The sequence below is a fragment of the Niveispirillum sp. FG156 genome (assembly GCF_057809555.1).
In genome coordinates, this window is the sequence record NZ_JBMDKE010000065.1 from 1 (window position 1) to 20,722 (window position 20,722).

At 64.0% G+C, this 20,722-nt stretch carries 20 protein-coding genes; 10 read left to right on the forward strand and 10 right to left on the reverse strand.

The annotated features are described in order from the left end of the window. Positions 1-109: 109 nt before the first annotated feature. The 3 genes from ACODSP_RS27030 to ACODSP_RS27040 form a co-directional block, all read right to left on the reverse strand. Entirely contained in the window at positions 110-1,567 is a 1,458-nt protein-coding gene (locus ACODSP_RS27030; protein ID WP_488968619.1) for a 3-oxoacyl-[acyl-carrier-protein] synthase III C-terminal domain-containing protein, read from the reverse strand. Positions 1,568-1,753: 186 nt separating this feature from the next. After that, a complete protein-coding gene (locus ACODSP_RS27035) occupies positions 1,754-2,974 on the reverse strand; it encodes an aromatic ring-hydroxylating oxygenase subunit alpha (RefSeq protein WP_488968620.1) in 1,221 nt (406 codons plus the stop codon). 246 nt (positions 2,975-3,220) lie between these two features. Beyond that, positions 3,221-4,405 (reverse strand): CaiB/BaiF CoA transferase family protein, encoded by a 1,185-nt coding sequence (locus ACODSP_RS27040; protein ID WP_488968621.1) that lies wholly within the window; start codon positions 4,403-4,405, stop codon positions 3,221-3,223. 506 nt (positions 4,406-4,911) lie between these two features. Here ACODSP_RS27040 and ACODSP_RS27045 point away from each other — a divergent pair. The 5 genes from ACODSP_RS27045 (at position 4,912) to ACODSP_RS27065 (ending at position 9,228) form a co-directional block, all read left to right on the forward strand. Further along, positions 4,912-6,309 carry an aromatic ring-hydroxylating dioxygenase subunit alpha gene (locus tag ACODSP_RS27045; protein ID WP_488968622.1) on the forward strand — a complete coding sequence of 466 codons (1,398 nt, stop codon included), beginning with the start codon at positions 4,912-4,914 and terminating at the stop codon, positions 6,307-6,309. After that, positions 6,306-6,620 (forward strand): putative quinol monooxygenase, encoded by a 315-nt coding sequence (locus ACODSP_RS27050; protein ID WP_488968623.1) that lies wholly within the window; start codon positions 6,306-6,308, stop codon positions 6,618-6,620. Before ACODSP_RS27045 ends, ACODSP_RS27050 begins: the two co-directional genes overlap by 4 nt. Further along, positions 6,617-8,269 carry a class I adenylate-forming enzyme family protein gene (locus tag ACODSP_RS27055; RefSeq protein ID WP_488968624.1) on the forward strand — a complete coding sequence of 551 codons (1,653 nt, stop codon included), beginning with the start codon at positions 6,617-6,619 and terminating at the stop codon, positions 8,267-8,269. Before ACODSP_RS27050 ends, ACODSP_RS27055 begins: the two co-directional genes overlap by 4 nt. A 14-nt stretch (positions 8,270-8,283) precedes the next feature. Continuing rightward, positions 8,284-8,574 carry a putative quinol monooxygenase gene (locus ACODSP_RS27060; RefSeq protein WP_488968625.1) on the forward strand — a complete coding sequence of 97 codons (291 nt, stop codon included), beginning with the start codon at positions 8,284-8,286 and terminating at the stop codon, positions 8,572-8,574. A 240-nt stretch (positions 8,575-8,814) separates the two neighbouring features. Continuing rightward, on the forward strand, positions 8,815-9,228 hold the full coding sequence (locus ACODSP_RS27065) for an endonuclease domain-containing protein (RefSeq protein ID WP_488968626.1): 414 nt from the start codon (positions 8,815-8,817) through the stop codon (positions 9,226-9,228). A gap of 166 nt (positions 9,229-9,394) precedes the next feature. On the opposite strand, the gene ACODSP_RS27070 is transcribed toward ACODSP_RS27065, so the two are convergent. The 5 genes from ACODSP_RS27070 to ACODSP_RS27090 form a co-directional block, all read right to left on the reverse strand. Further along, entirely contained in the window at positions 9,395-11,116 is a 1,722-nt protein-coding gene (locus tag ACODSP_RS27070; RefSeq protein ID WP_488968627.1) for a dihydrolipoamide acetyltransferase family protein, read from the reverse strand. Beyond that, positions 11,109-12,122 carry an alpha-ketoacid dehydrogenase subunit beta gene (locus tag ACODSP_RS27075; RefSeq protein ID WP_488968628.1) on the reverse strand — a complete coding sequence of 338 codons (1,014 nt, stop codon included), beginning with the start codon at positions 12,120-12,122 and terminating at the stop codon, positions 11,109-11,111. The genes ACODSP_RS27070 and ACODSP_RS27075 overlap by 8 nt, the downstream gene beginning before the upstream one ends. A gap of 14 nt (positions 12,123-12,136) precedes the next feature. Continuing rightward, entirely contained in the window at positions 12,137-13,105 is a 969-nt protein-coding gene (locus ACODSP_RS27080) for a thiamine pyrophosphate-dependent dehydrogenase E1 component subunit alpha (RefSeq protein WP_488968629.1), read from the reverse strand. 184 nt (positions 13,106-13,289) lie between these two features. Then, positions 13,290-14,597: an aromatic ring-hydroxylating oxygenase subunit alpha gene (locus ACODSP_RS27085; RefSeq protein ID WP_488968630.1), complete on the reverse strand. Its 1,308-nt coding sequence runs from the start codon at positions 14,595-14,597 to the stop codon at positions 13,290-13,292. Between the two features lie 16 nt (positions 14,598-14,613). After that, the gene (locus ACODSP_RS27090) at positions 14,614-15,375 is read right to left on the reverse strand and encodes an SDR family NAD(P)-dependent oxidoreductase (protein WP_488968631.1); all 762 of its coding nucleotides are present in this window, start codon (positions 15,373-15,375) and stop codon (positions 14,614-14,616) included. Between the two features lie 281 nt (positions 15,376-15,656). Between ACODSP_RS27090 and ACODSP_RS27095 the strand changes: the two genes are divergently transcribed. Together ACODSP_RS27095 and ACODSP_RS27100 are read left to right on the forward strand one after the other, a co-directional pair. Further along, entirely contained in the window at positions 15,657-16,820 is a 1,164-nt protein-coding gene (locus ACODSP_RS27095) for an acyl-CoA dehydrogenase family protein (protein WP_488968632.1), read from the forward strand. 185 nt (positions 16,821-17,005) lie between these two features. Continuing rightward, a complete protein-coding gene (locus tag ACODSP_RS27100; protein ID WP_488968633.1) occupies positions 17,006-17,317 on the forward strand; it encodes a Rieske (2Fe-2S) protein in 312 nt (103 codons plus the stop codon). 85 nt (positions 17,318-17,402) lie between these two features. Here the strand turns inward: ACODSP_RS27100 and ACODSP_RS27105 are convergent, their stop codons facing one another. Together ACODSP_RS27105 and ACODSP_RS27110 are read right to left on the reverse strand one after the other, a co-directional pair. After that, positions 17,403-18,161 (reverse strand): SDR family oxidoreductase, encoded by a 759-nt coding sequence (locus ACODSP_RS27105; RefSeq protein WP_488968634.1) that lies wholly within the window; start codon positions 18,159-18,161, stop codon positions 17,403-17,405. 167 nt (positions 18,162-18,328) lie between these two features. Then, positions 18,329-18,646, reverse strand: coding sequence for a 2Fe-2S iron-sulfur cluster-binding protein (locus ACODSP_RS27110; RefSeq protein ID WP_488968635.1), 318 nt, complete (start codon positions 18,644-18,646; stop codon positions 18,329-18,331). A 141-nt stretch (positions 18,647-18,787) separates the two neighbouring features. On the opposite strand from ACODSP_RS27110, the gene ACODSP_RS27115 reads away from it, so the two are divergent. Genes ACODSP_RS27115 through ACODSP_RS27125 form a run of 3 tightly spaced genes read left to right on the forward strand, consistent with a single transcriptional unit; the run spans position 18,788 to position 20,584 of the window. Then, positions 18,788-19,303 (forward strand): MaoC/PaaZ C-terminal domain-containing protein, encoded by a 516-nt coding sequence (locus ACODSP_RS27115; protein ID WP_488968636.1) that lies wholly within the window; start codon positions 18,788-18,790, stop codon positions 19,301-19,303. Next, entirely contained in the window at positions 19,300-19,836 is a 537-nt protein-coding gene (locus ACODSP_RS27120; RefSeq protein WP_488968637.1) for a VOC family protein, read from the forward strand. The genes ACODSP_RS27115 and ACODSP_RS27120 overlap by 4 nt, the downstream gene beginning before the upstream one ends. Positions 19,837-19,846: 10 nt before the next feature. Then, positions 19,847-20,584 carry a ThuA domain-containing protein gene (locus ACODSP_RS27125; RefSeq protein WP_488968638.1) on the forward strand — a complete coding sequence of 246 codons (738 nt, stop codon included), beginning with the start codon at positions 19,847-19,849 and terminating at the stop codon, positions 20,582-20,584. Positions 20,585-20,722: the final 138 nt, after the last annotated feature.

A 20,722-nucleotide genomic window follows, 5' to 3' on the forward strand; every position in this document is an offset into this window, starting at 1 on the left:
GGGCGAGGGGCAAACTTCTCCCCTCGCCCACGAAGGTGGGAGAGGGAGGGGCCCGAACGCGTCAGCGTTTGGGAGGGTGAGGGCAACAAGGCCATCATTAGCCACACCCTCACGCCTTGCTGGCGACAGCGGGCGTCGCTTTCCAGAAATACCGGCGGAAGCCGCGCTTCTCGTCATCATCCTTCAGGCGGAAGACAAGGCGGACGGGCAGTCCGACCGACAATTGTCCTGCCTGGATATCGGTGAATTCCATCATGACATTGGCGCCATTGGCGAACTGGACATTGCCATAGGCCAGCGGCGGGCAGGGGGTGAAGCCCAGCCAATCCTCGGTAAAGGTCTTCACCGATGCCGCCCCGTCCGCCAGCCTTTCCGGCGTCTGCGTATCGATGGCCGCACAGGCGGGGTTCACACAGGCGCGGGTGCGCGGAAACTGCACGCAACCGCACGCGCTGCAGCGCCCGCCCGTCAGGCCGTTGATCATGTCGCGCTTGCGATAGGCGACGGTATGGGCCGTGCGCTTGTCATGTTCGGCCCGCATCCCGAAATGCATGTCGACCATGCCGGAGAACGACATGTGCTTCAGATAGCTGCTCTCCGCCTGCCGCCGCGACAGCCACCCGGCAACCCCCGTGGCGGGGATAAAATCGGTCAGCGCCTTGGTGGTGCGCAGCAGGATGGCATCCGCCCCCTGCCCATACCCGACCAGCAGGATGATGCGCCCCGGCTGCGTCCGGCCGAGGATATCGGCCAGCATCAGCAGCGCATGCGCCGCCCCCGTATCGCCCACGGTCGCGGCCAGGGGATCGACCACGCTGTCGGCACGCATTCCCAGCTTGGCCGCCAGGGTCGCCTGGATCTTGGCCATGGTGCCGGGCAGGATGAAATGATCCACCTGATCGGCGCTGATCCCGGCCTGGGTTAGCGCGCCCGCCACGGCGGCGGGCACGATCTTCAGATAGCCCTCATCACGCGCCCACCGTTCCTCCAGAACGTAATCAGCACTTTCCCCCCCGGCCCGGTAATGGTCCACCAGATCGCGGAAGATGCTGTGCCCGCCCAGGAATTCGGCGATCACCCCCGGCCCGTGCCCCACCGTCACGGCGGCGGCGCCATGGCCATAGGTGAAATCCTGCACCGAACCCGGCCGCGCCAGCCGCCGGTCGGCGGATGTCAGCAGGGTCGTGGCCGTCTGTTCCAGGGCGGACAGCAGCGCGCTGGTCCCGGCCCGCAAACTGCCGGTGGCATCGGCGGGGCGCGTGGTCTCACCGAGACCCAACGCGTCAACGATCAGGCCGGCATTCGACCGGTCCTGAAAGGGCAGGGAGGTGGAGGCGAAAACCAGCCGGTCGGGCGACAGTGCACGGGCGGCCAGCAGATCGCGCGCCGCCTCCGCCGCCATGGTCAGGCTGTCCTCGTCCCAATTGGCAACGGCGCGCTCTCCCTTGCCCTGGGCCGCCAGATTGGGGTCCAGCCAGTCAAGCGCCGCCGCCATCGCCTTGCGCGACAGGCGCAGCCGGGGGATGTAGGCACCAAAGCCGGTGATGCCGGTGGGGGATTGGGTCACTTGGGGGGACCTTTCGGAAATGACAAACGGTGCCCCCTCACCCTCCCAGGCCTTGCGACCCGGGCCCCTCCCTCTCCCGCGATGCGGGCGAGGGTAGAATTTCGCCCCTCGCCCACGAAGGTGGGAGAGGGAGGGGCCCATCGCTGCCAAGCGATGGGAGGGTGAGGGCTCAACGCCTCAGGAAAACTAAGCCGCCGTCGCCGCCTCGATAAACTTCCCCAACACCTGCGCCACCCGCAGATGCTCTGGCACCGCATCACCGATGCGGCGGTCCAGTTCTTCATGCCAATGGTAGATCCGACGTTCCTGATAATTCAGCGAAATGCCCGTGAAGCCGCCGCTTTCCACCGATTTCTGGATGCTGTCGGCGAACTGCGTATCCTCTTCCAGGATACGGTCGAAGTTTGAAATCCGGGTTTCCCAGATGTCAGGGCGCGGACCATCGCCCCAGTCGGGGGAGAACCAGCAAACCTCAATATACATGCGCCTGATATCGATGGGCCAGAACACGATGAAGGGCATGCCCGTCGGTGCCGGCGGCACCACGATATTGGGATAAACATTGATCGACACATTGGCCGTGCGCGGGATTTCGCCCACGGTCGGGATGTCGGGCAGGCCCTTGGTGCCAGGGTCTTCCCAGCCGGGGCGGCGGTTGGGGGTGACCATGCGGGAATGACCGCCGGGCCACAGCGTCATGAACGATCCGCGATGGTCCAGGAACCGGTCGACCGTATTCTGGTGGATGGATTTCAGGTGATAGACCTCCAGGAACGCATCCAGCAGGACCTTCACATTGCAGTCCACCACCACCCCATGCCGGTCGGCCAGACGCAGATTTTGCGGCTGAAACTCCGACAGGTCGGGCACGACGGGGGCCAGATAGTCCATCAGCGGACCGGCATTTTCATCCATATTGATGAAGTGCCAATTGCCGAAATTCTCGCACCGCACCTCGATCAGCGATTTGCATTTCAGGTCCAGCCCGACAAAGTCCCGCTTGTCGCGCAGATTGATCAGGTCGCCCTTCAGATTATAGGTCCAGCCATGGTAGCCGCAGACCATGCCACGGCCCTTGCCCTTTTCCTCCGTCACCACCGGCGCGCCGCGGTGGCGGCAGGTATTGTAGAAGCAGCGGATCTTGTTGTCGTCGCCGCGCACAAAGAACAGCGGATCGCCCAGCCGGTCCCATTTCAGGTAGGACCCGATCTCCGGTACCTCATCGGCATGGATCGCGTATACCCAGGTGCGCCGCCACAGGGCCTGACGCTCCAGCTCATAGAATTCCGGGTCGACATAGCGGCCGGCGGGGATTTCCGGCAGTTCCGGGAAATCATCCGGCGGGCCTTGCCGCGTGGACTCATACTGCATGCCGGCCTTGATACGGTCGATCTCCAGGGCGTCCATGGTCCTTCCCTTTCCTTCTCTTATACGCTTGTACCGCCTCCCCGGCGAAGGCCGGGGCCCAGGGGCCACTCGATCAGACCGCGCCGCTGCGTCCAAGAAAGCGACGGAGAGGCTGGCGCTTGGGGCCCCTGGGCCCCGGCCTTCGCCGGGGAGGCGTTGAACCTCATGTGATGAGGCAGTGGGCATTCATCTTTCCGCATACATAGCAGATCACTCTGCATACAGAAAGCGCGTATTTTGTGTACGTCAAACGATCCTGGCCGAACGCAGGGCCGAAATGGCGGCGGCGTCATAGCCCAGTTCGCTCAGGATCGCGTCGGTATGTTCGCCCACCGTAGGCGGGCGTGACCGGATGCTGCCGGGGGTGGCGGACAGGGTCACGGGCGGGCCGGCGACCGGGGCGGGGCGGGGCAGGCCCGGATATTCCACCGGCTGCAGCAGGCCCGTTGCTTGCACCTGCGCATGGTCCAGCACCTGCTGCGGCGACAGGACGGGGCCGCCGGGAATGCCGGCCGCCGCCAGCGCCGCCACCGCCTGATCGGTGGTGAGGGTGCGGCACCAGTCGGCCATGCGGGCGCAGAGTACCCCATTATTGTCGCCGCGCGACTGATCACTGGCAAAGCGGGGATCGGCCTTCCAGCCCGGTTCCCCCACCATGTCACACCAGCGCGCGAACAGCCCGTCGCCCACCGTATGGATCAGGACATGGCCGTCCAGGGTCGCGAACACGTCCGACGGGGCCGATGTCTGCACCCGGTTGCCGGTACCGACCCGGTTGATGCCTGTCACCGCCTGTTCCACCAGAAAGGCGTTGAACAGGGTGACGCCGGTGGCCAGAAGGCTTGCCTGCACGGACTGCCCCCGTCCCGTGGCGCGTTTCTCCATCAGGGCCGCCATGGCGCCCAGGGCCGCGAACATGCCGGTCCCGAAATCCACATAGGGCGCGCCGGCCTTCATCGGCTGTTCGGGCGTGCCGGAAAAATACATGGCGCCCGACATGGCCTGTCCCACCCCGTCAAACCCGCCGCGCGCCGCCCAGGGGCCGGTGGCCCCGAAGCTGGAAATCAGCACGGGGATGATGTCGGGCTTGATGGCGCGCAGGCTGTCCTCATCCAATCCCATGGCGGCCAGCGCCGGCGGCGGCAGGTTGGCAACCACGACATCGGCGGTGGCGACCAGGCGGCGCACCACCTCGCGCCCCTCCGGCTTTGTCGGGTTCAGGGTCAGGGAGCGTTTATTGACGCCCATCTGCAGCCATCCCGCCCCCTCGCCACCGTCGGTCACCGGCGTGATGAACCGATCCTCCCCCCCGCCCAACCGTTCGACGCGGATGATATCGGCCCCGAAATAGCCCAGCAGGGTCGCGCAATAGGGTCCGGCGACATAGCGCCCGAAATCCAGCACCCGTACCCCGCTCAGAACCTGTGACACGTCCCATCCTCCCCACCGGGCCTTCCCGGTCTGTTGCTTTGCATACAGGATATAGCCGTTTTTCGTAAATCTTCAAGCACGCTTAAAGTTAGGATTTCTGCGGCTTTTGGATGCAACTGCATCATATCGTATGCCGCACCGCAGCAAAAATCGGCGGTTCCGACTTTTTAATTTTACACAGAAACGGCATTGTGTGTATATTTTTCGAAACCAAACGGGATCGGTGTGGGTGCTTGCCCTCTGTCCTGTCGTTGTGATGCGGGTGCTGAAGTCGCGATGCATTTCCCGTCATCCCGGCGAAAGCCGGGACCCAGGGGCCACAGGATCAAACCTTCCGGTAACATCGATCAAAGCTGCCGACAGGTTGGGCGCTTGGCCCCTGGGTCCCGGCTTTCGCCGGGATGACGAAAATTGACCGTGAATAACGTCGCCCCACCAACGACAGCAAAGCGCACCGCCGCCTCGACAAGAAGTTCCAGGGAACCAGCGATCTGGGAGGATCATCCATGGACGGGATCAGTTCGTCTTTCGACTATCGCAAGGGCTGGTCGATCAATCCGGCGGCCAGGCCGGGCGATGTCGACGCCAAGGCGCCCTTCATCGAGAATGGCACCGAGAAGTTCGACCCCGCCCAATATTACGACAAGGGCTGGATGGCGCAGGAATGGGAGAAGCTGTGGACCAAGGCCTGGCTGATCGCCTGCCCGTCCAGCGATGTGCGCGAGGAAGGGGATTTCGCGACGTTCGAAATCGGTGCCGAGAATATCGTTGTCGTCCGGGGCGATGATGGCAAGGTCCGCGCCTTCTATAATGTCTGTCCGCACCGGGGTAACCGGCTGGTGCATACGGCCCTGGGCAGCTTGGGCAACGGTTTTGCCTGTTCCTTCCATAGCTGGAAATTCAACCTGGATGGCAGCCTGAAGAATATCACCGACCGGGAGACGTTCCGCCCCGAAGTGGTGTGCCATAATCCGGGGATGAGTGCGGTTCGGTGTGAGGAGCTGGCCGGTCTGGTCTTCATCTCCATGAACCCGGACGCGCCCGACCTGCGCGGCTGGCTGGGTCCGGTGGCGGACCATCTGGAAAGCTACCAGATCGACAAGATGCATGTGGTCCGGCAGGTGCGCAGCGAATGGGCCGCCAACTGGAAGATCGGGGTCGATGCCTTTTACGAGGTTTACCACCTGCATGCCGTGCATCCGGAAACCCAGGGCGTGATGGAGGATTATTTCGTCCAGTACGACCTGTTCCCCAATGGCATGAGCCGGATGTGCATCCCCTTCTACCGGCCCAGCCCGCGTGTGCCCGACCAGTTGGGCGTGAATGAGGGGCTGAAAATGATGATGCCCGACGCGGCCCTGGACCCCGCGGGCTTCACCGGTACGGCGCAGGAGGTGCGCATAGCGGCCCAGAAGGCCAAGCGTGAACGCGCCGAACGGCTGGGCCTTGGCTATGAAAAGCTGACCGACGCGCAGCTGACCGACAGTTTTGCCTATGGCCTGTTCCCGAATGTGCAGATCGGCTGCCATCCGGAAGGTGTGTTCCTGATGCGCTTCATCCCGCACCCGGAAGACCCCGAGCGTTTCTTCTATGACATCACCATCCTGTTCCGGCCCGTGGGTGCGGTGGCAGAGGCGGCGGGCAATTATGATGTGCCAGCCTGGATGGGCCTGCCGGAAGGCACCGACATTTCCGGTCGGGTGCGGCCCGATTGCGTGCATGTGCCGCTGGGCGAACCGGCCAATCTGGGTCTGGTCCTGGATCAGGATAGCGAGCTGTTGCCCGTGGTGCAGAAGGGTCTGCGCTCACGCGGGTTCAACGGCATGCTGTTCGGTGAACAAGAACAGCGCCTGCGCCATTTCCATGTCGAACTGAACCGCTACATGGCAGGGGAGCCGCGATGATCTTTTTCATCAGCCGCTTTACCGTCAAGCCGGAATGCGAGGCGGAATTCATCCGCCTCGCCACGGCCCTGACGGAGAAGGTCCGCGCGCATGAGCCCAAGACCCTCTACTACGCCTTCTACCGGGCCGATGATGGCCCTGGCCGCTTCGTGGTGGTGGAAAGCTTCCCCGATGAGGCGGCGGAACATGAACACCAATCCACGCCCTGGTTCACGGAGATCGTGCCGCAGATGATCCCGTGTTTCGACGGGCCCTATGTGCGGGAATATTTCCATCCGCTGAACGCATCCGTGAAAGGTTCGACGGCATGAGCAAGGCCGACCAGTTCATCCATGCCACCACGCTTGGCGACATGCTGCTGTCGGCGGCCCATTCCTGGCCCGACACGGACGCGCTGATCTTTCCTGATGAAAGCCTGACCTACCGCGATCTGGCGGCCCGCGCCATGCGCCATGCCAAGGGGCTGATGGCAATGGGGGTGAAGCCGGGCGACCATGTCGGCGTGCTGCTGCCGTCCTGCATCGAATTTGTCGATATCCTGTTCGGCGTGGCGCTGGCTGGCGGCGTGACGGTGCCGATCAATGCCCGTTACCGCGCGCATGAACTGGCCTATGTCACCGACAATGCCGATCTGGTCACCATCATCACCACCGAACAGGTGGCCGATCAGCTGAATTTTGTGGATCGCCTGTGTGAGGGGCTGGCGGGGCTGGCCGAACAGACGGACCCGATGGCCCTGTCGCTGAAGGGCTGCCCGCGCCTGCGCTCCATCATCCTGCTGGGCGATGGCGGAAGGCCCTTCACCGTCACAGCGGACCGGTTCGATGCCATGGCCGACGCGGTGACGGATGAAGCCGTGCATGAACGAAGGGCCTTTGCGCGGGTCCGCGCGCCCGGCATCATCCTTTACACATCCGGCACCACGTCGAACCCCAAGGGCTGTCTGATCAGCCATGAGGCGATTGTCCGGACGTCCCAGGCGCTGGCGGAACGGTATGAGCTGACCGACCGTGACCGGTTCTGGTCGCCGCTGCCTTTGTTCCACATCGCGGCCATCCTGCCGCTGGTCGCCATCTATGCCAAGGGCGGCACCTACCTGTCGATGCAGCATTTCGATGCCGGCGTGGCGCTGAAAATGCTCGAAACGCATAAGGTGACGGCCACATACCCGTGCTTTGCCCCCATCATGGTCGACCTGATCCACCACCCGGATTTCGCGACCACCGATCTGTCCTCCATGCGATTGATGAATTCATCGCTGGCGGTACAGACGGGCGCGATGAAGGAGATGCTGGCCAAGGCGATGCCCAACTGCATCCAGGTCGGCACCTATGGCCTGTCGGAAGCGGCGGGCACCGTCTGCACCAGCAGCCTTTCCGACAGTTACGAGGTGCGGACGACACGGCTGGGCCGGCCTTTGCCGGGGATTGAGGTGAAGATCGTCGATGCCTTTGGCGACCCGCTGCCGGCGGGCGAAAAGGGCGAGATCCTGGTGCGCAGTCCCGGCCTGCTGGACGGCTATTACAAGGACCCGGTGAAGACGGCAGAGGCGCTGCAGGGCGGCTGGCTGCATACGGGCGATGTCGGGTCGCTGGACGGCGATGGCAACATCATGTTCCATGGCCGCACCAAGGATATGCTGAAGGTCGGCGGGGAGAATGTCGCCGCCGCCGAGATCGAGGCCTATATCGGCACCCACCCGGCGGTGAAAATGTGCCAGGTGGTGGGCGCGCCCGATCCGCGCCTGTCGGAGGTGCCCGCCGCCTTCATCGAACTGCATCCCGGCACATCGCTGACGGCGCAGGAAGTGCTGGATTACTGCCGTGGCAAAATCTCCAGCTTCAAGGTGCCGCGCCATGTGCGGTTCGTGACGCAATGGCCCATGTCGACCAGCAAGATCCAGAAATACAAGCTGCGCCAGCAGCTTGAAGCGGAACTGGCGGCCGGTGCCGCTGCCTGACGGGAGTTTGGTTCATGTACACTATCGTCGCCAAGCTGTTCGTGAAGCCGGAAATGGAGGCGGAATTCGTCGCCGCCATGACGGCCCTGACCGATAAGGTGCTGGCCCATCAGCCGGATGTCAGCGTCTATCTGTTCAAGAAAATCCGTGGCCGCGCCCATGCCTACGCCGCCATCGAACAGCACCCGTCCCAGGATTATTTCCGCGAGGTGCATTGCACCACGCCCTGGTTCCAGGAACTGGTGCCCGTCGTGATGCCTTGCCTGGCGGAACCGATGGTGCTGGAGGAATTTGACGATTTCTGAGGGGCGTGACGTGGTTCCCTCACCCTCCCATCGCTACCGCGCCGGGCCCCTCCCTCTCCCGCAAGCGGGCGAGGGGCTAAAACTTTTACCCTCGCCCACGAAGGTGGGAGAGGGAGGGGCCCGTTGGCGCCAGCCAACGGGAGGGTGAGGGCAATCCCGCAAAAGAAGAAATATATTCTTGATCTACAATCACAAACCAACCAACATATCCATATCTTAAACTACAACCGGAAACTCACCATGTCCGGCGATGCCCGCGCCCGGCATCTGCGCCGGAGCGCCACAGATGCCGAGCGGCACTTCTGGGGCTGGGTACGCGACCGGCGGTTCATGGGGTTGAAATTCCGGCGGCAGGAGCCTGTGGACCGCTATATCGCGGACTTCATTTGCCCCGAACTGAACCTGATCGTGGAAATCGATGGCAGCCAGCATGGACCAGCGACTGATACCGCGCGCACAACGCTACTGGAACGCGCCGGCTTCACAATCATCCGTTTCGACAATCACTATATATTGACCAACCGCGAAGGCGTGCTGCGCGAACTGGCGCAACGCATCGGGCGCTATGCCGAGTACATGCGGGGGGTTGAGGGGGGCATTGTGGCGGCCCCGGTCTTGGTGGCGCGGCAGGGAAGGGCGCGGGTGGGGAAATAGCGACGTGGCTCCCTCACCCTCCCACCCGTTAACACGGGCGGGCCCCTCCCTCTCCCGCAGGCGGGCGAGGGGCTAAAAATTCACCCCTCGCCCACGAACGTGGGAGAGGGAGGGGCCCAAACGCGCCAGCGTTTGGGAGGGTGAGGGCAACCCCATCCCCGCCCCCCTACAACACCAACCCAATCGGATCTTCCAGCCGCCGGCCCAGCGCCGCCAGGAACTTCGCCCCCAGCGCGCCATCCACGGCGCGGTGATCACAGGACAGCGTCAGGCTCATCACCGAGGCAAAGCGCACCCCGCCTTCCGCCGTTTCCCGCGCTTCCCGCCTTGTCGTGCCGACGGCCAGGATGGCGCCCTGGGGCGGGTTGATGATGGCCTGGAACTGGCGGATGCCGAACATGCCCAGGTTGGAGATGGTGAAGCTGCCGCCGCTGATATCCTCCTTGGCCAGCGTGCGTTTGCGCGCCCGGTCGGCCAGATCGGCGGCCCTGGCCCCGATGGCCCAGGGGTCCAGCTTATCGGCCCCGCGCACCACCGGTGTCAGCAGCCCGCCATCCACAGCGACAGCGACGGAAATGTCGGCAGAACGGAACCGCCGGATGCCATCCTCGGCCCAATGCACATTCACATCCGGCACTTCCATCAGCGCCAACGCCGCCGCCTTGATCAGCAGGTCGTTGACCGACAGCTTGCGCGGGCTGCTGGCGCGTGCGTTCAACTGTTCGCGGAAGGACAGCAGCGCATCGACGGTGACGTCGGACGTCAAATAGAAATGTGGAATCGTCTGCTTGGCATTGACCAGGGCCGTGGCAATGGCCCGGCGCATGCCCGTCACGGGCAGCAGGTCATAGGCGGGTGCCGCAGCCGGTGGGACCGTGGCCCGGTCGGCAGCATCGCGCACATCCTGCTTGGTGGCGTGCCCCTTCGGCCCCGTGGGCGTCACGGTCGACAGGTCCACACCCAGATCACCGGCCAGCTTGCGCGCTGCCGGACCGGCGGCGGGGGCAGGAGAGGTGACCACGGGGGCGGGTGCGGCGATCAGGCCGCGCGCCTTGGCCGCCGCCTGCACATCGGCCAGCGATACGCGTCCTCTGGCACCCGTGCCCGTGATGCCATGCAAGGTCATGCCCAGCTTGCGCGCGATCTTCTGCGCGATGGGGCTGGCATGCGGTTCGGGGCCGGTGGGCACTGGTTCCGGTACAGGCTCTGCTTCAGGGGCAGGGGCGACAGTGCCGCGGGATGCGGCGGCCTTCTCCACATCCTCCTGACTGATACGCCCCTTCTGCCCCGTCCCGGTCAGGGTGGACAGATCGATGCCCAGCTTATTGGCCAGCCGCCGCGCCAGCGGACTGGCATGCGCCGCCTCATTGCGGGCGGTTAGCATAGCGGGGTCGAGTGCTGATACGTCCCCCCGCCCACCTTCGTCATCCCGGCGAAAGCCGGGACCCAGAGCCACAGGCGCTGCGCTCTCGGCCGCGGGGGCAGGGGGCGATGTCGTACTGGCGGCCCCTGGGTCCCGGCTTTCGCCGGGATGACGGGGAGAGGATGGAGCAGGCGAACCCACCCCCTCCTCCTTCGGCTCAAACGACACATCAATGGCCCTGTACCCGGCCACAAACGCGTCAATGGCACTCTCCGGCACCGATGCATCGGCCAGCACGGCGATCAGCGCGCCGACCGGCAGCACGTCACCCGCCTGGGCCAATTGCCGGCGCAGCGTGCCGCCAACCTCCAGGTCCAGCGTATTGACGATCTTTTCCGTCTCGATATCGACCAGCTCCGTGCCCTTCTCGGCGCTGGCGCCCACGGCCAGATGCCAGGCGGATACGGTGCCTTCCGACATTTCGATGCCCCATTTGGGCAGGGTGATCGGGTGGATATCAGCCATCGGCCAGCACCTTGCGAACAGCGGCCTCGATCTGCGCGGGGCCGGGGACATAGGCGCGTTCCAACTCGCGGGCGAACGGAACGGGCGTGTGGGGGGCGGTGACGATCTGGATGGGGGCCTTCAGGTCGCGGAAGCCCTTCTGCGCCACGATGGCGGCGATGTCGGACGCCACCGAACAGCGCGGTGGGCTTTCATCCACCACCACCAGCCGACCCGTGTTCGACACGCTTTCCAGGATCGTCTCCTCGTCCAGCGGGCTGGTGGTGCGCGGGTCGATCAGGTCGCAGGTAATGCCCTCGGCATTCAGCTTTTCCAGCGCCTTTTCGGCAAACGGCACCATGCGGCCCAGCGCCACGATGGTGGCATGCTCGCCCTCGCGGACCAGCGCCGCCTCCCCGAACGGGATCGCGTAATCACCCTCGGGCACCTCGCCCTTGCGGCTGTACAGCGCCTTATGTTCGAAGAACACCACCGGATCATCATCGCGGATGGCGGTCAGCAGCAGGCCCTTGGCGTCGTACGGATTGGACGGCACCACCACCTTCAACCCCGGCACCGCCGTCATGAAGGGATAGATGGTCTGCGAATGCTGTGCGGCACAGTTCATGCCAGCCCCGAACGACATGCGGATGACCAGCGGCGTGCGTGCCTTGCCCCCGAACATGTAGCGGAACTTGGCGGCCTGATTGAAAATCTGGTCCATGGCCACGCCGACAAAATCGGCGAACATCAGTTCGGCCACGGGCCGCAGCCCGGCCAGCGCCGCGCCATTGGCGGCCCCGATGATGCAGCTTTCCGAAATGGGCGTGTCGATCACGCGGCCTTCGCCGAACTTGTGGATCAGGCCCTTGGTCACGCCGAAAATGCCGCCGGCGGCGTCGCGCTGACCCGATGTGCCGCCGGCCCCGCCGGACACATCCTCGCCCAGGACGATGACGCGGGGATCGCGGGCCATTTCAAGATGCAGGGCCTCGTTCAGGGCCTCGCGCAGGGTGATGACGGGCATCGAACCTCTCCCGCTCAATAGCTGATATAGACGTCGGTCAACACATCCGCCGGCACCGGCGGGGCGGCTGACTTCGCGGCAACCGTGGCGGCATCAATCTCGCCCAGGACCTCCGCGTCGATGGCGTCCAGCGTGGCCGCATCGATCAGGCCCGCCTCCGTCACCCGCGCGCGGAAGCCTTTCAGGCAGTCGCTCTCTTCCCGGAACCTCTCCACCTCGCCCTTGGCGCGGTAATTCTGGGGATCGCCCTCGAAATGCCCGAAATAGCGGGTGCAGGTGGCATAGACCGCCGCCGGCCCGCCGCCCGTGCGCGACACTTCCAGCGCCTGGCGCATCGCCTCATAGACGGAGAAGAAATCAAACCCGTCGGCGCGGAACACGGGAATGCCGAACCCTTCCACCCGGCGGCCAAGGTCTTGGCCGGCCAGCGCATAGGCGGCACCGGTATGTTCGGAATAGCCATTATTCTCGAACACGAAAATCTTCGGCACCTTCAACACGGCGGCCATGTTCAGTGCCTCCAGAACCGTGCCCTGGTTCGACCCGCCATCACCAGTGAAGCTGACGGCGACATGCCCCTCACCGGCCAGCTTGGCGGCGATGGCGGCGCCCACCGCGATGGGCGGGCCGCCGCCGACAATGGCATTGGCGCCCAGCATACCCTTGTCCAGATCGGCAATATGCATGGACCCACCCTTGCCCTTGCACAGGCCGTCGGCGCGTCCATAAATCTCCTTCATCATGCCGCCGACATCGCATCCCTTGGCGATGCAATGGCCATGGCCGCGATGGGTGGACGCGATCCAATCCTTGTCGGTCAGATGCTCGCACACCCCCACCGCCACGGCCTCCTGACCGGCATAGAGATGGGTGAAGCCTGCAATCTCCCCGGTGCGGTTTTCGATATGAAGCCGCTCCTCGAACTCACGGATGGTGCGCATGCGCCGATAGGCCTGAAGCAGGGCGTCACGGTTGAGTTGCATGGGTTGGTTCCTTGAAAAGATCGGGGCATCTGGTTCGCCCCTCGCCCGCCTGGCGGGAGAGGGAGGGGCCCGCCCGCGTTAGCGGGTGGGAGGGTGAGGGTGGTGGCACCACGGCCTTGTTCCCTCACCCTCCCAAGCCTTCCGGCTTGGGCCCCTCCCTCTCCCACCTTCGTGGGCGAGGGCGTTACTCTGCGTTCACGCTGGAAGTGCCGGCCCCATAAACATAATCATCAATGACCTTGTGGAAGTGCCGGATGCGCAGTTCCTGGTCGCCCAGCCACAGGCCGGGGAAGCCTTCCGACTGCATCCCCAACTGCACGCCGGGCAAATTATAGGCGTCCTGGTCCAGCACCTGACCCAGCGACTTCTCCCCATGGCGGTAGAAGCGATGCTCGGGCCGCTCCGGCTTTTCCTCCCCCTGTTTCAGCAGGCGGAAATTCTGCAGGTCGTAATACATCTTGTTGGGGTCGGTCGGGTGCGGCCGCTGCCGGAACAGCATCAGGTCGTCGGCATGCACGTTCATCGTGATGTTGGGGAAGATCAGGTAATGATAATCATCGGTCAGCTGATCATCATTCAGGTCCGAATAATCGTGACCCTGTGACGCCCCATTCTCCCGCTTCCATTTCTGCACCGCCAGCCGCACTTCGCGCGTCTTGCCATCGAAATCGGCCGGGTCCATGCCTGCCTGTTTCATGATCAGGCGGATCAGCGGCGGAATGTCCGACGTTTCCTTCACGCGTGGGCTGGTGGTGGCGAACGGCACCAGATAGCGGCTGTGCCGACCGTAACAGTCGATCTGGATATCCAGATCATCCAGGTAATAGAGCAGCTGCGGATGGATGCCCTGCACATGGTAGCTCTCGTTGAACGCATCAACGGACGCTTTCCAGTTGCAATCCCATTCGATGGTCCAGTCCCGGGTCATCGCCATACGGTCGAAATGGTACGGGTCCAGATGTTCCGGGATGACGCCCAGGAATTCCCGCAGCGGCTCGGCATCCTTGTTCAGATTATACCAGACGAAGCTGCCCCAGGTATCGCACGGCACCTCTGGCAATCCCTGGCACGGCGTTCCCTGCGGGAAGGTCTCCTTGTCCGGGATGCGGACAAAGTCACCATCCAGCCCATATTCCCAGTGATGATAGGCGCATTTGAAGGTCTTCAGCTTGCCGATCCCCGGCGGGACCAGCCGGTTGCCGCGATGCTGACAGACATTATAGAAGGCGCGGATCGACATATCGGCCTGACGCACGATCAGGATCGCCTCGCGCCCGATCTCCGTACAGACATAATCGCCCGGTTCCGGGATGTCATCCTCGCGGCAGCCCATCAGCCAGCTGCGCTTCCACATCCGCTCCCATTCCAGTTTCATGAAATCGGGGCTGGTGTAGCGCTCCTTGGCGATGATGGCATGGCCCAGCTGCGGGTCCGGGGCCTTTTCGATGGGGGTGCGGGTGAAATCACCCGGCTTGACCCGTTTGATCGGCATGACGCGCACTCCTGGATCAGAAATGGACGCCCTTTGTATATCCACCATCGACAATCAGGTGCGTGCCGTTGATCCAGCTGGCGGCCGGGCTGGCCAGGAAGGCGACGGCCTTGGCCACTTCCTCGGCACTGCCCATGCGCCCAAACGGGTGGGCGGCGATGGTGGCATTATAGAAATCGGGCTGCGAGGTCTTGATCATGTCCCAGGCGCCGCCTTCGACAAAGATCGGGCCGGGCGACAGGGCGTTGAACCGGATGCGCCGCTTGCCATGGAACTGGCCCAATTGCTTGGAATAGGTGATCAGGCTGGCTTTCAGCGCATTATACGCCATGGGGGCCGCGAATGTTTCGATGGCGTTGGTGGAGACGATGAACACCACCGACCCCTCGCCGGATTTCTTCAGGAAGGGCACGGCGGTTTCGACCGCGCGCACCGACCCCATCACATCCACCTCAAAATTGCGCTGCCAGTTCTTTTCGCTGTCCATGCCGGCCCCGCCCGACACGTTGGGGATCAGGATGTCGATGCCGCCAAGCTGCTCACCGGCCTTGGCAATCCAGGCCTTATAGGCCTCGCCATCGCGGACGTTCACGGCCTCGCCCACGGCATTGATACCCTTGGCGCGCAGGACGGCCAGCGTCTCCTCCACCTCTTCGGCGGTGCGCGAACAGATGGCGATATCCACGCCCTCATCGGCCAGCGCCTCCACGATCTTGCGCCCGATACCCTTGGTCGCACCGGTGACAACGGCCTTCTTGCCCTTCAGACCCAGATCCATTTTCTGTCCTCCCCATAATGCGCAACCGGCCTTGTCGCCTTTGATCCCATGCTCCGTCGGAACGCGGGAACGCGCAAGCCTGCGCATGTGCTGATTTTCATGCTCTGCGGGCTTTATATCAGCATCGGCGTTTTTCTGTATACAAAAAACTGTCTCTGCGTATAGATATGGGAAGAGGCCAGCGCGCAACGAGGCGCGGCAGGCCCTGCGAATTCAGCACGCCGACGCTTTTCGATCATAAGAACAAGACGCCACGGCATGGATGGGGAGGACAGAGGTCCATGGATTTCCGACTGACCGAGGAGCAGCGGGAGCTGCAACAGGCCGCGCGCCGTTTCGCCCAGGAACAGCTGCGCCCGCTGGCCAAACATCTGGACCTGACGGGGGAGGCCTGCCCCAGGGAATGGATCGCCAAATATGCGGATATGGGATTTCTCGGTATAAATATACCGACCGAGTATGGGGGCATGGGGCTGGGCAATCTGGAAGCGCTGATCGTTCTGGAGGAACTGGCCAAGATCTCCTCCGCCGTGGCCTTCCCGGTGTTTGAAAGCTGCGTCGGCCCCGTCCGCGCCATCGAACATTTCGGCACCAAGGAGTTGCGCGACCGGGTGGTGCCCGCCGTCTGTCGCGGCGACATGATCGTGGCCATCGCCATGTCGGAGCCGGAGGCGGGATCGGCCCTGACCGATCTGACCAGCAAGGTCACCGAACGCGACGGCAAGCTGTATCTGAACGGCACCAAGCGCTGGTGTTCGGGCGGCGGCCATGCCGACGGCTATGTCGTCTATGTCCGCATGTCGGAAGAGGCGGGTGCCAAGGGCATCGGCGCCGTCTTTGTCGAAAAGGGCATGAAGGGCCTAACCTTCGGCGCCAATGAACAGCTGATGGGCTTCCGGGGCATCCCCAGTTCCGATATCTATTTCGATGATGTCGAAATCCCGCGCGAGAATGTGATCGTCGGTGCCGGCGGCTTCAAAAAGATGATGGAGGCGTTCGATCTCGAACGCTGCGGCAACGCCACCATGTCGCTGGCCCAGGCGTCGGGCGCGCTGGAGGAAGTCACCGACTATGTCCAGGAACGCAAACAGTTCGGTCGCGCCATCGTGGAGTTTCAGGCGGTGCAGATCAAGCTGGCCGAAATGAAGATGAAGGTGGAGGCCGCCCGCCTGCTGATCCACCGCGCCGCCAGCAACGCCCAAGACGGCATGCCGTCGTTGCTGGAAAGCTCCGTCGCGAAATGTTTCGCCAACGAAATCAGCCGCGAGGTGACGGGGGCGGCGGTACAGTTGATGGGCGGCTACGGCTATTCCCATGAATATGGCATGGAACGCCGCCTGCGCGACAGCTGGGGCTGGGGCATCGCCGGCGGCGCCGTCGATATTCAGAAGATCAACATCGCATCGGCCATGGTGGGCCGCCGGTTTGATCAACGCCGGTCGTGACCTCCGCTTTCCGTTTCTCCCTCACCCTCCCACCCGCTAACGCGGGCGGGCCCCTCCCTCTCCCGCCAAGCGGGCGAGGGTAGAATTTCGCCCCTCGCCCACGAACGTGGGAGAGGGAGGGGCCCAAGCCTGCCAAGGCTTGGGAGGGTGAGGGTCCGACCATATTCGTGCCGGAGACGCTACCCATGGAACATGACGTCTGCGCCATCACCGACCTGGCCGATGGCGCCAAGCACCGGGTCGATGCCGGCGGGGAGGATATCCTGCTCTGCCGCAGCGGGCCGGATATACGCGCCGTGCGCAACATGTGTACGCATGCGGCCAGCACGCTGGAGGATGGCAGGCTGCGCAACGGCATCCTGTCCTGCCCCCTGCATGGTGCACGCTTCGACCTTGCCGATGGTGGCCGCTGCCTCGGCGGTGCCGGCTACCGCCCCCTGACCCTGTTCCCCGTGCGGGTGGCCGATGGCCGGGTTTTCGTGACGGTGGAAGGCTAAAACTTCACCCCTCGCCCACGAAGGTGGGAGAGGGAGGGGCCCGGTGGCGCCAGCCACCGGGAGGGTGAGGGTAACCCCAGCCCCCTCAGGCAATCACCACCGCATTATCAATCACCATCTCCGCCCCATTCACGAACCGGCTTTCATCGCTGGCCAGATAGAGGACCATGGCGGCCACATCTTCGGGGCTGCCGATGGGGGGCAGGTGCTTCTTGGCCTCTTCCTCGCTGCCGAACAGGGCCGTATTGGCGGCGCGGACCATGGGCGTGTCCATGGCACCGGGATGGATGGTGTTGACGCGGATATTATAGCCCTGCATCTGGCAATGGATGGCGATGGACTTGCTCATCCCGCGCACCGCGCCCTTGGCCGCCGAATAGGCGAAGAACACCGGATAGCCCAGATGCGTGGCGACGGAGCACATATTGATGATGCTGCCGCCCCCGCCCTGCTTCATCAGGCCGATAGCATGCTTGCAGCCCAGGAAGGTGCCTTCCGAACTGACGGAATTCACCTTGCGGAACTGTTCCAGCGTCGTGGTCTCCACCGTTTCGATCACCACCGTCCCGGCATTATTGACCAGCACATCCAGCCGCCCGAACCGCGCCTGGATCGCCGCCATCACCCCGGCCCAGCTTTCCTCGCTGGTCACGTCATGGCGCATAAAAACGATATCGGCCCCGGTTTCGGCCCGGATCTCGGCGGCGGCCTGTTCGCCCGCAGCCTCGGCCACATCGGCCATGACCACCGCCGCCCCTTCGCGCGCCAGGGCCAGCGCATCCGCCCGGCCCAGCCCCATCGACGCACCCGTCACCAGGCACACTTTCCCGCTTACGCGACCCATGAAACCCTCCCAATGTTTATCTTTTCCAATGCGTTGTCCCCTCACCCTCCCAGACGCTAGGCGGGCGAGGGGCTAAATTTCCGCCCCTCGCCCACGAAGGTGGGAGAGGGAGGGGCCCGTCGGCGCCAGCCGATGGGAGGGTGAGGGCAACCCCACCGCCACCCGCCTCAATCCTCCGGCGCCAGCGTCACGCGCAGCCCGTCCAGCGCATCCGTCACCCGGATCTGGCAGGACAGACGCGAAACGCCGTCGCGGAAATGCGGGCTGTCCTGCACCAGTTCGCGTTCATCCGGGGCCTGCGGCGGCAGCACGGAAACCCATTCCCCCTCCACATAGACATGACAGGTGGCACAGGAGCAGCAGCCGCCACAGATGGCCGCCACATCCAGGTCGTTATCCTTCAGATTCTGCATCAGCGAGGCATCGGGATCGGCGGCAAACGCATGTTCGCGGCCCTCCCGGTCGGTGGCAATGATGGTGGGCATGGTTCCTCCCGCATGAATTTCTGCTTTGCCGCTTAAAATATACATTTTCCATCGACATGCATACAGGATTTTGCCCATACTGATACAACAGGCCCGGAACAAGGGCCGGACCAGACCACAGACGGGGGAGAGGGCGCGACCATGACAGGCTGGCGCTTCTGGGAAGACATCATGGTGGGGGAGCGGACGCGCAGCCGCGACCATCTCGTGACCGAGGCGGACATGACGGAATTCGCCGTCCGCTACGACCCGCAATATTTCCACACCGACGCCACCCTGGCCGCACAATCGCCGTTCGGGGAGCTGATCGCCAGCGGGCTTTACAATTGCGCCCTGTGGCGCGTGCTGGATCATGAGGAAAATGGCGACATCGCCTGGGTCTGCGGCATCGCCTGGGACAATGTCCGCTGGGCATCGCCCTTGCGCCCCGGCGACATCGTCCACGCCACCTCTGTGGTCCTGTCAAAGCGCGCGTCGGGCAAGCGCACGGACGCCGGCATCGTCACCCTGCATCATCAGTTGGTGAACCAGCGGGGGGAGGTGGTGATCCGCTTCGACAGCACCTCCTTCGTGCGCCTGCGCGCCACGGGCAGCCCGGCGCCCGACCCGATCCCATCCCCGTCGCGCATCCAGCATACGGAAGGCACCGGATCATGAGCCGCATTTTCGGCCCCATCATGCAGAACGGCTTCGTCGTCCGCGATCTCGACGCGGCGATGCGCCATTGGGTGGAGGTGCTGGGCGTCGGCCCCTTCTACGTGCTGCCCCGCGTCGCCTTTGCCGAGACGACATATCGCGGGCAGAGCGTCGATATCGAAATGGCCGTCGCTACCGCCTATAGCGGCGATGTGCAGATCGAACTGGTGCAGCAGTTGAACAGCGCCCCCAGCGTCTACCGCGCCTTTCTGGACGCGGGCCGCCAGGGCCTGCACCATGTCGGCGTGGCCAGCGCCGATTACGCCGCCGACCTGGCCCGCGCCACCGCCCACGGCCTGACCATCGCCCAGGGGGGCCGCACCCAGGCCGGCACCGGCTTTGCCTATTTCGATAATGAGGGCGCGTTTCCCGGCACCATGGTGGAGCTGTTTGAGGCGACCCCCGCCCTGATGAAATTCTTCGCCAAGGTTCAGGCCGCCAGCCGTGACTGGGACGGCCACGACCCGATCCGCCGCCCCGTCCCCCGTGCCTGAGGCCGCCTGCATGTCCACCCGTTTCGATGTCTGCCTGATCGCCGGCGGCAAATATCACGATATCGATTTCGCGCGGCTGGAGCTGTTGAAGCTGCTGGCCGAGCATGAAACCGCGCGCGTCACCATCCTGAATGATTACAGCAATGCCGACGCCATCCGCAGCGCCGACCTGCTGATCACCTATACCTGCGACATCGTCCCGGACGATCACGGGCTGGCGGCCCTGCGCGATTTCCTGGGCAAGGGGCGGCGCTGGTTCGCCCTGCACGGCACCAACTCCATCCTGAATTTCCTGGCCGATGGCAAGGTCGACTGCCCCGATTGTGCGCCCGGCTTCATGGAAATGCTGGGCAGCCAGTTCCAGGCCCATCCCCCCATTGGCCGGTTCAAGGTGAAGGTGGCCGATATGGACCACGCCCTGACGCGGGGCCTGCGCGATTTCTTTGTGGAGGATGAGCAGTATCTCTGCGCCTTCCACCCCGGCAACCACGCCCTGCTGACCACCCGCTTCGCCGGCCAGACCCCCGAATTCACCCACAGCGACTGGCCCGACGCCGAGCATCTGGTGATGTACACCCGCCCCAGCCATGGCGGCGAAGTCCTCTACCTGACGCTAGGCCACTGCCGAGGCCGCTTCGACCTCCGTCCTCTCGCCGACTTCTACCCCTTCGTCGAACGCGGTGCCTGGTCACACCCGGTCTATTATGAGCTGCTGCGGCGGGGGATATTGTGGGGGATGGGGGAGTAAGGGGGGACGTAAAGCCCCCCTGAACTCGCGCCCCTCCTTCAGGGTCGGTCAGATTCCAATGGAATCGTATTGGGCCTGCCTCAACCGTCATCCCCGCGAAAGCGGGGACCCAGCGTAAGGCGCGGTCAGCGCCGATAT

Coding starts and splice junctions, on each gene's coding strand:
- ACODSP_RS27105 (WP_488968634.1), bottom strand. CDS start 18,161: ATGGGTCGCGTAAGCGGGAAAGTGTGCCTGGTGACGGGTGCGTCGATG.
- ACODSP_RS27120 (WP_488968637.1), top strand. CDS start 19,300: ATGAGCCGCATTTTCGGCCCCATCATGCAGAACGGCTTCGTCGTCCGC.
- ACODSP_RS27080 (WP_488968629.1), bottom strand. CDS start 13,105: ATGCAACTCAACCGTGACGCCCTGCTTCAGGCCTATCGGCGCATGCGC.
- ACODSP_RS27050 (WP_488968623.1), top strand. CDS start 6,306: ATGATCTTTTTCATCAGCCGCTTTACCGTCAAGCCGGAATGCGAGGCG.
- ACODSP_RS27060 (WP_488968625.1), top strand. CDS start 8,284: ATGTACACTATCGTCGCCAAGCTGTTCGTGAAGCCGGAAATGGAGGCG.
- ACODSP_RS27045 (WP_488968622.1), top strand. CDS start 4,912: ATGGACGGGATCAGTTCGTCTTTCGACTATCGCAAGGGCTGGTCGATC.
- ACODSP_RS27075 (WP_488968628.1), bottom strand. CDS start 12,122: ATGCCCGTCATCACCCTGCGCGAGGCCCTGAACGAGGCCCTGCATCTT.
- ACODSP_RS27110 (WP_488968635.1), bottom strand. CDS start 18,646: ATGCCCACCATCATTGCCACCGACCGGGAGGGCCGCGAACATGCGTTT.
- ACODSP_RS27055 (WP_488968624.1), top strand. CDS start 6,617: ATGAGCAAGGCCGACCAGTTCATCCATGCCACCACGCTTGGCGACATG.
- ACODSP_RS27095 (WP_488968632.1), top strand. CDS start 15,657: ATGGATTTCCGACTGACCGAGGAGCAGCGGGAGCTGCAACAGGCCGCG.
- ACODSP_RS27100 (WP_488968633.1), top strand. CDS start 17,006: ATGGAACATGACGTCTGCGCCATCACCGACCTGGCCGATGGCGCCAAG.
- ACODSP_RS27115 (WP_488968636.1), top strand. CDS start 18,788: ATGACAGGCTGGCGCTTCTGGGAAGACATCATGGTGGGGGAGCGGACG.
- ACODSP_RS27070 (WP_488968627.1), bottom strand. CDS start 11,116: ATGGCTGATATCCACCCGATCACCCTGCCCAAATGGGGCATCGAAATG.
- ACODSP_RS27090 (WP_488968631.1), bottom strand. CDS start 15,375: ATGGATCTGGGTCTGAAGGGCAAGAAGGCCGTTGTCACCGGTGCGACC.
- ACODSP_RS27085 (WP_488968630.1), bottom strand. CDS start 14,597: ATGCCGATCAAACGGGTCAAGCCGGGTGATTTCACCCGCACCCCCATC.
- ACODSP_RS27035 (WP_488968620.1), bottom strand. CDS start 2,974: ATGGACGCCCTGGAGATCGACCGTATCAAGGCCGGCATGCAGTATGAG.
- ACODSP_RS27125 (WP_488968638.1), top strand. CDS start 19,847: ATGTCCACCCGTTTCGATGTCTGCCTGATCGCCGGCGGCAAATATCAC.
- ACODSP_RS27065 (WP_488968626.1), top strand. CDS start 8,815: ATGTCCGGCGATGCCCGCGCCCGGCATCTGCGCCGGAGCGCCACAGAT.